The organism is Streptomyces sp. NPDC048560 (genome assembly GCF_040650955.1).
Classification (GTDB): domain Bacteria; phylum Actinomycetota; class Actinomycetes; order Streptomycetales; family Streptomycetaceae; genus Streptomyces.
Genome location: NZ_JBEZIJ010000001.1, coordinates 123,129 through 135,993, shown reverse-complemented (window position 1 = coordinate 135,993; position 12,865 = coordinate 123,129). Strand labels below are relative to the sequence as shown.

The following is a 12,865-nucleotide window of genomic DNA, read 5'->3' as shown; positions in this document are numbered from 1 at the left end:
GGTCTCGCCGGTTCCGTGCCGGCCTTTTGCGGCTTCCGTGATCAGAAGCCGAAGTCCTGCGTCCACCAGGGGCCGCCGGAGCCGAGGTGGACACCGACGCCGAGCGTCTTGTAATCGCAGTTGAGAATGTTTGCACGGTGGCCGTCGCTGTTCATCCAGCCGTCCATGACGGCCTGCGCGTCGGCCTGGCCGCGGGCGATGTTCTCGCCGCCGAGACCCAGCACGCCCGCCTTCTCCGCGCGGTCCCACGGAGTCGCACCGTCGGGGTCGGTGTGCGAGAAGAAGCCGCGTGCGGCCATGTCCTCGCTGAAGTCCTGGGCGAGGGCGGTGAGACCCCGGGACGCGGCGAGCGGGCTGCAGCCGACCTTCGCGCGCTCCTGGTTGACGAGCGCGAGCACGGAGGCGCGGGCGGACTCGGTCACGCCGGTGTCCGGGTTCGAGGGCTTGGGTGCCGCGGGCTGGGGGGCCGGGGGCGGGGAGGAGGTCTTCGGAGCCGACGGTGTCTTGGGGGCCGGCGCGGCGCTCGTCTTCGGCGGGGTCTTCTTCGCGGGCGCCTCGGTGGGCGGCTTCGACTTCTGCGCGGTCTTCGAAGGGGTCGCGGCCGGCTTGGTGGGCTCCGCGGACTTGGAAGAAGGCGAGGTGGAGGGGGCGGCGGGGCGCTCACTGGAACGGCTCGTTCCGGTGGAGGCCGAGGCGCGGTCGGTCGGTGAGGCCGTGGTGCCGCCCTGCGTCAGCAGGTCGGGTGCGCCGCCCGAGCGGACCTGGTCCGCCGACGAGCTGCCGCGTATCTCGAAGGTGTCACCGCCCGGCAGCAGGCCGGAGGTCACGGCGACCGCACCGACGGCCATGGCCGCGGAGACGCCGAGGAGACCCGTGCGTACGGGGATGGAGGCCCGCTTCTTGCCGTGGCGTCCCATGCGCTGTGCCTTCCCTGTGGTCCTGACGCCCTTATGGCGCCACCGTGACTCCAGAAGCCTCACCCGTTCGGGTGAGGCTATTGCGAGGGGACTGTACGCCATGGAGAAAAGGGGCGACGTGCCCCGTGAGCAATTGGCCGGTTAGCGTTCGGGTATGAACGAAGATGCACGCCTCGTCGTTTGGGTACGCGGCCGAGTACAGCAAGTAGGCTTCCGCTGGTTCACCAGGGCAAACGCTCTGGAGATCGGAGGCCTCCGCGGCTTCGCACTCAATCTCGACGACGGCAGGGTGCAGGTGGTGGCCGAGGGGCCACGTGAGAATTGCCACCGGCTGCTGGACTGGCTGCGCTCCGCCGACACACCCGGCCACGTGGACGGAGTGACTGAGATCTGGGACACCCCGCGCGGTGGATATGAGGGATTCGCAATCCGCTGAACACGCGTCGGTGATCCGGCTCCGTTCCGCTCCGTATTCGAGGTGCGGCGAGGCGTGACGGGGACCCCTTCCCAAGGTGGTGCACCCGAAATGACCTGCGAATTGACGCGTCGGCCGGTGATGGTTGCCAAGAGCGGGCCGACATGCCAGGCTGCGGCTGTAACGAAGATCCTCACGCCCCCCGGGCACCCGCAGGAGAGTCGCGCCGCATGATCCATAGGCCGCGCACCCCGGGACGTCCGCCTCAACGGGGTGTGATCGTGTTGACCGTCAAACTTTTTGGTGAGACGCTGAAAACCCCGCGCACCTTAGCTGTTCGGCAGAGCTGATTAGCAGCAGGACAGCAGTGGAGTACAGAGCACTGCCGAGCACCGCGGGTGCGATTCCCTCACGACCCACACCGCTTCGGTCGGTCACTCAGTGTGGAGGACCATCCATCATGGCAAAGGCGCTTCTCGGTTACGTCGGCGGTTCCGACCCGCGACTCCTCGCCGAGATGCGACGGCTCCAGCAGCGCGTCCAGGACCTGGAATCCGAGCTCGTACGGATCCAGGACGAAAACGACGCGCTCAACGCCGCCGCTCAGCACCAGGACTCGTTGCTCGACAGCATCGACATCGACGTACCTCAGGCGGAGCCCGCGCTGACCTGACCGGTACCCCGTCGGGGCCGGCCGGGCCGCATACGGCACCTGCCTGAACTCAGCACCGGAATGCCTTCGTCACGGATCGTCGTCCTTGGTCTTCGAGGTTTGCTCGTGAAACCGCGGCCTCGGTCCGTAGCGCCGGCGTGAATCAAGTTCAGGGGACGCTTCGGCGTCCCTTTTTCTTTGCCCGCAGCCCCCGCAGAGATTCCCCCGGCCCGCCCCGGACGTACAGCCCCTCCCTTACCGTCTGATGTGCCCTGCACCTTCATCAGCGAAACCGAGAGTGAAAGGTAGAGTCCGGCGGCGTGCACCTCAAGGCCCTGACCCTGCGCGGTTTCAAATCATTCGCCTCCGCCACGACCCTGCGGTTCGAGCCGGGGATCACCTGTGTCGTCGGACCCAATGGATCCGGCAAATCCAATGTGGTGGACGCGCTCTCCTGGGTCATGGGTGAACAGGGAGCCAAATCTCTGCGCGGCGGCAAGATGGAAGACGTGATCTTCGCCGGCACCACGGGCCGGCCGCCGCTCGGACGTGCAGAGGTCTCTCTGACCATTGACAATTCCGATGGTGCGCTGCCGATCGAGTACGCGGAAGTGACCATCACGCGGATCATGTTCCGTAACGGTGGCAGCGAATACCAGATCAATGGCGACACCTGCCGGCTCCTGGACATCCAGGAGCTCCTCTCGGACTCCGGTATCGGCCGCGAGATGCACGTCATCGTCGGTCAGGGGCGGCTGGACTCCGTTCTCCACGCCGATCCGATGGGGCGCCGCGCATTCATCGAGGAAGCCGCCGGTGTGCTCAAGCACCGCAAGCGCAAAGAGAAGGCGCTGCGGAAACTGGAGGCGATGGGAGCCAATCTGGCCCGCGTCCAGGACCTCACCGGTGAGCTGAGGCGGCAGCTGAAGCCGCTCGGGAGGCAGGCCGCCGTCGCCCGCCGCGCCGCGGTCATCCAGGCCGACCTCCGTGACTCCCGGCTGCGGCTCCTCGCCGACGACCTGGTGCGCCTGAACGAGGCGCTGCGCACCGAGATCGCGGACGAGGCCGCGCTCAGGAAGCGCAGGGAGGCGGCCGAGGCCGACCTCAAGGCCGCGCTGGGGCGCGAGGCGGAGCTGGAGGAGGAGGTACGGCGGCTGGCGCCGCGGCTCCAGAGGGCCCAGCAGACCTGGTACGAGCTGTCGCAGCTGGCCGAGCGGGTCCGCGGCACGGTCTCGCTCGCCGACGCCCGGGTGAAGAGTGCCACCGAGGCACCCGACGACGAGCGGCGCGGGCAGGGTTTCAGGGACCCGGACAGCATGGAGCGCGAGGCCGCCCGGATCCGTGAGCAGGAGGCCGAGCTGACGGCCGCGCTGGAGGCGGCGGAGCACGCCCTGGAGGACACCACCGCGCACCGGGCCGATCTGGAGCGGGAGCTGGCTGCCGAGGAGCGCAGGCTCAAGGACGCGGCGCGGGCCATCGCCGACCGGCGCGAGGGCCTCGCCCGGCTGCGCGGACAGGTCAACGCGGCGCGCAGCCGGGCCGGTTCGGCCCAGGCGGAGATCGACCGGCTGACCGCCTCCCGTGACGAGGCCGGGGACCGTGCCGCCGCCGCCCAGGAGGAGTACGAACAGCTCAAGGCCGAGGTGGACGGTCTGGACGCGGACGACGCCGAGCTGGGCGAGCGGCACGACGCGGCCAGGCGGGAGCTCGCCGAGGCGGAGGCCGCCCACGGCGCGGCCCGCGAGGCCGCCACGGCGGCGGAACGGAAGCGGGCGGCGGTGGCCGCCCGCCACGAGGCGCTGTCGCTCGGCCTGCGCCGCAAGGACGGCACGGGCGCGCTGCTCGACGCCCACGACCGACCGCCCGGGCTGGCCGGTCCTGCCGCGGAACTGCTCACCGTGGTCCCGGGGTACGAGATCGCGGTGGCCGCCGCCCTCGGAGCCGCGGCCGACGCGATCGCCGCCACCGGCCCGGCCGCCGCCGCCGACGCGATCAGGCTGCTGCGCAAGCAGGACGCGGGGCGGGCGGCGCTGCTCCTCGGCGCGGAGCCCCGGTCGCCGGGCTCGGCGGTGGAGGAGGGCTCGGGCGCCGGGACCGGCCGGGCGCCCGCTGTCGCGGATCTGGTGAGCGGACCGGCGGGGCTGATGGGCGCCGTGCGCAGCCTGGTCCGCGACATGGTGGTCGTCGGAACGCTGGAGGACGCCGAGGACCTGGTCGCCGCGCACCCCGCGCTGACCGCGGTGACCGCCGAGGGCGATGTTCTGGGTGCCCACTTCGCGCACGGTGGTTCGGCCGGGGCGCCCAGCCTCCTGGAGGTGCAGGCGTCGGTCGACGAGGCCGCGGCCGAGCTGGCGGAGCTGGCCGTGCGGTGCGAGGAGCTCGCCGCCGCCCAGGAGCGCGCGGGGGAGCGGCGGCGGGACCGCGCCCTCCTCGTGGAGGAGCTGGGGGAGCGCCGCCGGGCGGCCGAGCGCGCGAAGTCGGGGGTGGCGCAGCAGCTCGGCCGGCTCGCCGGGCAGGCGCGGGGCGCGGCAGGGGAGGCGGAACGCACGGCTGCTTCCGCGGCCCGCGCCCAGGAGGCGCTGGAGCGGGCGGCCGAGGAGGCCGGGGAACTGGCCGAACGGCTGCTGGTCGCCGAGGAGACCCCGGTGGAGGAGGAGCCGGACACCTCCGTGCGTGACCGGCTCGCCGCCGACGGGGCAAACGCCCGCCAGACGGAGATGGAGGCACGTCTCCAGGCCCGTACGCACGAGGAACGGGTCAAGGCACTCGCCGGACGCGCCGACTCCCTCGACCGGGGTGCCCGCGCCGAACGCGAGGCCCGCGCCCGCGCCGAACAGCGCCGCGCCCGCCTCCGCCACGAGGCCGAGGTCGCCGCGGCGGTCGCCTCCGGCGCCCGTCAGCTGCTCGCGCACGTGGAGGTGTCCGTCGTACGCGCCGAGGAGGAGCGGTCATCGGCCGAGGCGGCGAAGGCCGGGCGCGAACAGGGCCTGGCGGCCGAGCGTGCGCGAGGCCGCGCGCTGAAGGACGAGCTGGACAAGTTGACCGACTCGGTTCACCGCGGCGAGGTGCTGGGCGCCGAGAAGCGGCTGCGGATCGAGCAGTTGGAGGCGAAGGCGCTGGAGGAGCTGGGAGTGGAGCCGGCCGCCCTGACCGCCGAGTACGGCCCCGATCAGCTGGTGCCGCCCTCCCCGGCGGCCGAGGGCGAGGAACTCCCGGACGATCCGGAGCATCCGCGCAACCGGCCCCAGCCGTTCGTGAGGGCCGGGCAGGAGAAGCGCCTCAGGGCGGCCGAACGGGCGTATCAGCAACTCGGGAAGGTGAATCCGCTCGCTCTCGAGGAGTTCTCGGCCCTTGAGGAGCGGCACAACTTCCTCTCCGAGCAGCTTGAAGACCTGAAGAAGACCCGGGCCGATCTGATGCAGGTGATCAAGGAGGTCGACGAGCGGGTCGAGCAGGTTTTCACCGAGGCGTTCCGGGACACCGCCCGCGAGTTCGAGGGCGTCTTCTCGCGGCTCTTCCCGGGCGGCGAGGGACGGCTGATCCTGACCGATCCGGACAACATGCTGACGACGGGTCTGGACGTCGAGGCGCGTCCGCCGGGCAAGAAGGTCAAGCGGCTTTCCCTGCTCTCGGGCGGTGAACGGTCCCTGACGGCGGTGGCGCTGCTGGTCTCGATCTTCAAAGCGAGGCCCAGTCCGTTCTATGTGATGGACGAGGTCGAGGCGGCGCTCGACGACACCAATCTGCAGCGCCTGATCCGGCTCATGGAAGAGCTCCAGGAGAGCTCGCAGCTGATCGTGATCACCCACCAGAAGCGGACGATGGAGGTCGCCGACGCGCTGTACGGCGTCTCCATGCAGGGCGACGGTGTCTCCAAGGTGATCAGCCAGCGCCTTCGCTGAGTCTTTACCTAATCATCACTCCCTCCCCGCGCCTTTTGGGTGCTCCTGGGTAGATGTGGAACTCCACCCGACGTTTGACTTCGAAACTTGAACGCATAGTCTCTGCAACGTCGTTTTTGCCTTCAAGTGGTGGCGCCTGGAAAGTTGTGTGCCACTAGGGAGAGCTCGCCCCCCACGCCTGACGTAGCGGCCAGGCATCAGGAGTTCATGTGACCAGCACAGCGAACGGACCGGCGTCCGGGGCCCGAGAGGCTCATCCGGACCACCTCGGCCATGTCATCTTCATCACGGCAGCCGCAGCGATGGGCGGCTTCCTCTTCGGATACGACAGCTCGGTGATCAACGGTGCGGTCGAGGCGATCCGCGACCGGTACGACATCGGCTCCGGCACGCTCGCCCAGGTCATCGCCATCGCCCTGATCGGCTGCGCGATCGGCGCCGCTACGGCGGGACGCATCGCCGACCGTATCGGCCGCATCCGGTGCATGCAGATCTCCTCGGTCCTGTTCACCGCCAGCGCGATCGGATCGGCTCTGCCGTTCTCGCTCCTCGACCTGGCGCTGTGGCGGGTCGTCGGCGGCTTCGCCATCGGTATGGCCTCGGTGATCGGCCCCGCGTACATCGCCGAGGTCTCCCCGCCCGCCTACCGCGGCCGGCTCGGTTCCTTCCAGCAGGCGGCCATCGTCATCGGCATCGCCGTCTCCCAGCTGGTCAACTACGGAATCCTCCAGATCGCCGACGGCGACCAGCGCGGCGAGATCGGTGGCCTCGAAGCCTGGCAGTGGATGCTCGGCGTGATGGTCGTCCCCGCCGTCCTGTACGGGCTGCTCTCGTTCGCGATTCCCGAGTCGCCGCGCTTCCTGATCTCGGTCGGAAAGAAGGGCCGGGCCAGGGAGATCCTGGCCGAGGTCGAGGGCAAGCACGTGGACCTCGACGCTCGGGTGACCGAGATCGAGACGGCCATGAAGCGTGAGCACAAGTCCAGCTTCAAGGACCTGCTGGGCAGCCGCTTCGGCTTCCTGCCGATCGTCTGGGTCGGTATCGGACTGTCGGTCTTCCAGCAGCTCGTCGGCATCAACGTGGCCTTCTACTACTCGGCGACGCTGTGGCAGTCCGTCGGCATCGACCCGACCGACTCGTTCTTCTACTCGTTCACCACGTCGATCATCAACATCATCGGCACGGTGATCGCGATGGTCCTGGTGGACCGGGTGGGCCGCAGGCCGCTCGCGCTGGTCGGCTCCTGCGGTATGGCGATCGCGCTGGCCTTCGAGGCCTGGGCGTTCTCCGCGGACCTGGTCGACGGCAAGCTGCCTAACACCCAGGGCGTCGTCGCGCTCGTCGCGGCCCACGTCTTCGTGCTCTTCTTCGCCCTGTCGTGGGGCGTCGTCGTCTGGGTCTTCCTCGGCGAGATGTTCCCGAACAGGATCAGGGCCGCCGCGCTCGGAGTGGCCGCCTCGGCGCAGTGGATCGCCAACTGGGCGATCACCGCGAGCTTCCCGAGCCTCGCCGACTGGAACCTCTCCGGCACCTACATCATCTACACGGTCTTTGCCGTGCTCTCGATCCCCTTCGTGCTCAAGTTCGTGAAGGAGACCAAGGGCAAGGCGTTGGAGGAGATGGGCTAATCCCCGCTGCCCCTCTCCTCGAACAGAGAACCGCCCCGGCTCAGCCCTGCTGAGCCGGGGCTGTTCCGCGTCCAGCGACCTCGCAGAACAGCCGCAGGCTGCGCCACCCCTCCTCCACGGGCATCCCGCCGCACAGCGGATGCAGCACCAGGCTCTCGGCCTCCAGCTCCGCGCACTGCTGCGGCGTCAGCACCCGGTACACGCCCTCGGCGCGCAGTTCCTCCACCGTCGTCGCCGCCGACCGCACGGCCGAGCGGATGTCCTCGGACTGCCAGGAGGCGTACGTACGCGCCTCGTGCAGGAAGTGCTCGCCGTAGAGCGCCCAGGTCCGGTCCGGGTCCTCGGACAGGTGCAGCAGCGGGGTACTCGCCGCCGGCATCATGCAGAAGCCCTCGGTCCCGTACTCCGCGCGCCGCTCCTGGTAGTACGCCTCCAGCTCCGGCAGGTGCGCGCTCGGGAAGAACGGCAGGCCCAGCCGCGCCGCCCGCCGGGCCGCCGCCCGTGAGCTGCCGCCCACCAGGAGCATCGGACGGGGCCGGGTGTACGGGCGCGGGGTGACCCGGACCGTACGGCCCCGGCAGGTGAACGGCTCCCCGGTCCACGCCAGCAGCAGCGTCTCCAGCAGCTCGTCCTGGAGCCTGCCACGACGCCCCCAGTCGACGCCCGCCCGCTCGTACTCCTCGGGCCGGTAGCCGATGCCCGCCACCGTCACCAGGCGCCCGGCGCTCAGCAGGTCGAGGACCGCGATGTCCTCGGCCAGCCGCAGCGGATCGTGCAGCGGGCCGATGATCGCGGACACCGTGACCGCGATCCGGCTCGTCGCTCCGAACACCGCACCGGCGAAGACGAAGGGGGAGGGCAGCCAGGAGTTCTCCGCCCCGTGGTGCTCCTCGGTCTGCACGGTGTCGATGCCCCGCTCGTCGGCGTACCGGGCCATCTCGAGCGCCGCGCGGTAGCGGGCCGAGAGGGTGTCGGGTGTGGCCGCGGGATCGACGAGATTGAAACGGAGCACGGTGAACGGCATGGCATGTCCCCTTCGCCGGATCGGCCTGGCGAGGCGGCACGGTAGCTGACGTCGCGTCAGAAAGGTAGGGAGCCGTCCGCCGCCAGGCGCCTCACCGAACCCGTCGGTTACGGCCAAAAGGTGCATTACGCCCCTGTGTGACTCCGGGTGGCAGCCGGAGCAGTGCCCCCGTCGCGGCCGTGGCCGATACTGGTCGGGTTATGGAACTCGCCGAAATCGTCATCCTTGCCGTAGTCATCGCCCTGGTCGCGGTCGGCCTGATCAGCGGGCTCGTGGTCGGCAGCCGCAAGAAGAAGCAGCTGCCGCCCCCGCCGCCGAGCACGCCGACCATCACTCCTCCCGCCGAGCCCCAAGTCGGCGAGGAAGCCGAGGCGCCGCGCGACGAAGCGCGGCGCACCATCGAGGAGGCCGGCCTCCCGGACACCGCGGAAGCCCCGGCCACCGCCGAACCGGAGGCGCCCGCCGCCCCCGCGATCGAAATCCCCGAGCCCACGGCCGGCCGTCTCGTACGGCTGCGCGCCCGGCTCGCCCGCTCCCAGAACTCCCTGGGCAAGGGCCTGCTCACTCTCCTGTCCCGCGACAACCTCGACGAGGACACCTGGGAGGAGATCGAGGACACGCTCCTCACCGCCGACGTCGGCGTCGCTCCCACCCAGGAGCTCGTGGAGAGGCTCCGCGAGCGTGTCCGCGTCCTCGGTACCCGCACCCCCGACGAGCTGCGCAAGCTGCTGCGCGAGGAGCTCATCGCTCTCCTCGGCACCGACTTCGACCGCGCGGTCAGGACGGAGGGCGGGGCCGAGACCCCCGGCGTCGTGATGGTCGTCGGTGTCAACGGCACCGGCAAGACCACCACGACCGGCAAGCTGGCCCGGGTGCTCGTCGCCGACGGCCGCAGCGTCGTGCTCGGCGCGGCCGACACCTTCCGTGCCGCCGCCGCCGATCAGCTCCAGACCTGGGGCGAGCGCGTCGGCGCCCGCACGGTCCGCGGCCCCGAGGGCGGTGACCCCGCCTCGATCGCGTACGACGCGGTGAAGGAAGGTATCGCCGAGGGCGCCGACGTCGTACTCATCGACACCGCGGGCCGTCTGCACACCAAGACCGGTCTGATGGACGAGCTGGGCAAGGTCAAGCGGGTCGTCGAGAAGCACGGTCCGCTCGACGAGATCCTGCTCGTCCTGGACGCGACCACCGGGCAGAACGGCCTGGTGCAGGCCCGCGTCTTCGCCGAGGTCGTCGACATCACCGGCATCGTCCTGACCAAGCTGGACGGCACCGCCAAGGGCGGCATCGTCATCGCGGTCCAGCGCGAGCTGGGCGTACCGGTGAAGCTGATCGGTCTCGGCGAGGGTCCCGACGACCTCGCCCCGTTCGAGCCCGAGGCGTTCGTGGACGCGCTGATCGGCGACTGACACCCCCTCGGGGCCGTCTCGTCGTACGAGGGCCGGGCAAGCCGTGTGACGGCCTGCCCGGCCCTCGCGTGTGCCCGCGCCCTACAGGCGGTGGCAGATGTACGCCAGCGTGCCGAGCAGCAGCCGGGCCTGCGGGGGAGCGCCCGCGGTGTCCGGCGACGGTGCGCGCAGCCAGCGGACCGGCCCCAGGCCCCCGAGATCGGACGGCGGGGCCGTGATGTGGGAACCGCGGCCCAGAGCCCGCAGGTCGAGGTCCGCGTCGTCCCAGCCGAGCCGGTAGAGCAGCTCGGGCAGTTCGGCCGCGGCCCCGGGGGCTACGAAGAACTGCGCGCGTCCGGTCGGGGTGGCCGCCACCGGGCCGAGCGGCAGCCCCATCCGCTCCAGCCGCACGAGCGCGCGCCGCCCCGCCGCCTCGGCGACGTCGAGGATGTCGAAGGTGCGGCCCACGGGGAGCAGCATCGCGGCGCCGGGCACCTCGGCCCAGGCGCCCGCGGCGATGTCGAGCGGAGCACCGGCCGGCACCTCCTGGGCGAAGGCCAGCGGATGCGCGCCGGGCGCGGCGCAGGCCGCGTCACCGCATGAACAGACGCCCGCGGAAGCCCGCGCGCCGGGAGTCACCGCCCAGCCCCAGAGTCCTGTGTACTCGGCCACCGCCGTGCCCTCGGCCGAACGGCCGCGGCGCCGCGAGCCGGATCGCATCTCACGGATGCCGCCGATCGTGAAGCCCATGCCCCCTCCAACGGGTCCGACTCACCGGTGGTTACGACCCCGGGGGCAGCGATGCGCCCGCCGTGTCGTCGTCGATCCGTAGGGGTACGGGTGCTGTTGGGGGTGCGCGCCGTGTTCCGCGCGCCCCTGAGTGCTCCATTCCGCCCTCTGTTGATCGCCGCCTGTCAAGTGAATCGCGAGAGGCGCCAGGCGCGTTCATCCGAAGGGGTGGCGAATGGTGGCGTTTCTGCAAGAGACCTCGCTGGAGGGGTGATCGTAGGATTACCGTCGGTACACGAACCCTGGAAGTATGGGCGCCCACGGGTATGCCGGAGGCAACCCGACTTCTTGTGCGAGGGTGTTCAACCTCCGTACGGGCAGCATCGATGCACGGCATTCTGATAGTGGTTCGCGCGACAGGTTTCGGCGGGATGGGGGCGTTCCAGTGAGTGGCAGCGGCGCAGGCGAGACGAATGCCGGGAAGCGCCCCAACGGGCAATTGGGATCTTGGTTCGTGCGCAGTGGCTGGTCAAAGGGCGAACTCGCGCGACAGGTGAACCGGAGGGCGCGACAGATGGGCGCCCACCACATCAGCACCGACACCTCCCGGGTGCGGCGCTGGCTCGACGGTGAACAGCCCCGCGAGCCGATCCCCCGCATCCTCTCCGAGCTCTTCTCGGAGAGATTCGGCGCCGTCGTCGCCGTCGAGGACCTCGGACTGCGTACGGCACACCAGTCGCCCTCCGTGTCCGGCGTCGACCTGCCGTGGGCGGGCCCGCAGACCGTCGCCCTGCTCTCCGAGTTCTCCCGCAGCGACCTGATGCTCGCCCGGCGCGGTTTCCTCGGCTCCTCGCTCGCCCTCGCCGCCGGTCCCGCCCTGATCGAGCCCATGCAGCGCTGGCTGGTGCCCGTACCCGCCACGGGGCCCGCCGAGCCCGAATCCCCGGCCGCGGCCCGCCGCCCCTCCCGCCTGTCGGGCCCCGAGCTGGACCTGCTGGAGTCCACGACGGCGATGTTCCGCCAGTGGGACGCCCAGTGCGGCGGCGGACTGCGGCGCAAGGCCGTCGTCGGACAGCTCCACGAGGTCACCGACCTGCTGCAGGAACCGCAGCCCCAGGCCACCGCCACCCGCCTCTTCCGCTGCGCCGCCGAACTGGCCGAGCTGGCGGGCTGGATGAGTTACGACGTCGGCCTCCAGCCGACCGCCCAGAAGTACTTCGTGCTCGCCCTGCACGCCTCCAAGGAAGCCGGCGACAAGCCCCTCGGGTCGTACGTGCTCTCCAGCATGAGCCGGCAGATGATCCACCTCGGACGGCCGGACGACGCCCTGGAACTCATCCACCTCGCGCAGTACGGCAGCCGGGACTGCGCCACCCCGCGCACCCAGGCCATGCTGTATGCGATGGAGGCCCGCGCCTACGCCAACATGGGCCAGCCGAGCAAGTGCAAGCGGGCGGTCCGGATGGCCGAGGACACCTTCCTCGACGCCGGACTCGACGGAGAGCCCGAGCCCGACTGGATCAGGTTCTTCTCCGAGGCCGAGCTGAACGGGGAGAACGCCCACTCCTACCGTGACCTGGCCTATGTGGCCGGCCGCAGTCCCACGTACGCCTCCCTCGCCGAGCCCGTCATGGAGCGGGCGGTCGAGCTGTTCGGCGAGGACGACGAGCACCAGCGGTCGTACGCGCTGAACCTGATCGGCATGGCCACGGTCCATCTGCTCAAGCGCGAGCCCGAGGAGTCCACCGTGCTCGCCACCCAGGCCCTGAAGGTCGCCAGGAAGGTCCGCTCCGAGCGGGTCAACACCCGGCTCCGCAAGACCGTCGACACCGCTGCCAGGGACTTCGGCGATGTCGCCGACGTCGCCAGGCTCACCGAGCTGCTCCACGAGCAGCTGCCGGAGACCGCCGAAGCGGTCTGACCCGGCTCCCTCACCACCGGCCACGGCCACCGTCCCGTACAGCCCGACTCGGCTCCCCCATTGCCAGGTCAACGGACGGTTGCCGTGGCCGGTTCACGTCTTCGGGCGGTTCAACCCCACCGTATGCGGCGCGGAACGCATGGTAGGCAGCCCAACGCTTACGCCACTCCCGGTTCATTCGGACGTAACACACCGCGCCTCTTCGTCACTGCGGCGAAACACCGTGCAGCATCTGCGGAAACGGCGCTGGGTCAATCTCATGGCGCATAACCGGCCCGCACCTTTTTCC

Annotated in this window: 9 protein-coding genes; 6 read left to right on the top strand and 3 right to left on the bottom strand. The window is 70.6% G+C overall.

Going from position 1 to position 12,865, the window contains the following annotated elements:
* Positions 1–41 precede the first annotated feature (41 nt).
* Positions 42–917 (bottom strand): CAP domain-containing protein, encoded by an 876-nt coding sequence (locus tag AB0C82_RS00580; protein ID WP_362834836.1) that lies wholly within the window; start codon positions 915–917, stop codon positions 42–44.
* 154 nt (positions 918–1,071) lie between these two features.
* Between AB0C82_RS00580 and AB0C82_RS00575 the strand changes: the two genes are divergently transcribed.
* The 4 genes from AB0C82_RS00575 to AB0C82_RS00560 all read left to right on the top strand — a co-directional run bounded on the left by AB0C82_RS00575 (position 1,072) and on the right by AB0C82_RS00560 (position 7,514).
* Complete coding sequence (locus tag AB0C82_RS00575) at positions 1,072–1,353, top strand: acylphosphatase (protein ID WP_362834835.1); 282 nt, start codon at positions 1,072–1,074, stop codon at positions 1,351–1,353.
* A 439-nt stretch (positions 1,354–1,792) separates the two neighbouring features.
* A complete protein-coding gene (locus tag AB0C82_RS00570; protein ID WP_056791072.1) occupies positions 1,793–2,005 on the top strand; it encodes a hypothetical protein in 213 nt (70 codons plus the stop codon).
* Between the two features lie 299 nt (positions 2,006–2,304).
* The gene (smc, locus tag AB0C82_RS00565) at positions 2,305–5,886 is read left to right on the top strand and encodes a chromosome segregation protein SMC (RefSeq protein WP_362834833.1); all 3,582 of its coding nucleotides are present in this window, start codon (positions 2,305–2,307) and stop codon (positions 5,884–5,886) included.
* A gap of 209 nt (positions 5,887–6,095) precedes the next feature.
* Complete coding sequence (locus AB0C82_RS00560) at positions 6,096–7,514, top strand: sugar porter family MFS transporter (protein WP_362834831.1); 1,419 nt, start codon at positions 6,096–6,098, stop codon at positions 7,512–7,514.
* Between the two features lie 40 nt (positions 7,515–7,554).
* On the opposite strand, the gene AB0C82_RS00555 is transcribed toward AB0C82_RS00560, so the two are convergent.
* Entirely contained in the window at positions 7,555–8,538 is a 984-nt protein-coding gene (locus AB0C82_RS00555) for an LLM class flavin-dependent oxidoreductase (protein ID WP_362834829.1), read from the bottom strand.
* A 200-nt stretch (positions 8,539–8,738) separates the two neighbouring features.
* On the opposite strand from AB0C82_RS00555, the gene ftsY reads away from it, so the two are divergent.
* A complete protein-coding gene (gene ftsY, locus AB0C82_RS00550) occupies positions 8,739–9,947 on the top strand; it encodes a signal recognition particle-docking protein FtsY (RefSeq protein WP_362834827.1) in 1,209 nt (402 codons plus the stop codon).
* 81 nt (positions 9,948–10,028) lie between these two features.
* On the opposite strand, the gene AB0C82_RS00545 is transcribed toward ftsY, so the two are convergent.
* Positions 10,029–10,676: a bifunctional DNA primase/polymerase gene (locus AB0C82_RS00545; protein ID WP_362834825.1), complete on the bottom strand. Its 648-nt coding sequence runs from the start codon at positions 10,674–10,676 to the stop codon at positions 10,029–10,031.
* A 424-nt stretch (positions 10,677–11,100) separates the two neighbouring features.
* Here AB0C82_RS00545 and AB0C82_RS00540 point away from each other — a divergent pair, with 424 nt between their 5' ends.
* A complete protein-coding gene (locus AB0C82_RS00540; protein ID WP_362834823.1) occupies positions 11,101–12,576 on the top strand; it encodes a hypothetical protein in 1,476 nt (491 codons plus the stop codon).
* Positions 12,577–12,865: the final 289 nt, after the last annotated feature.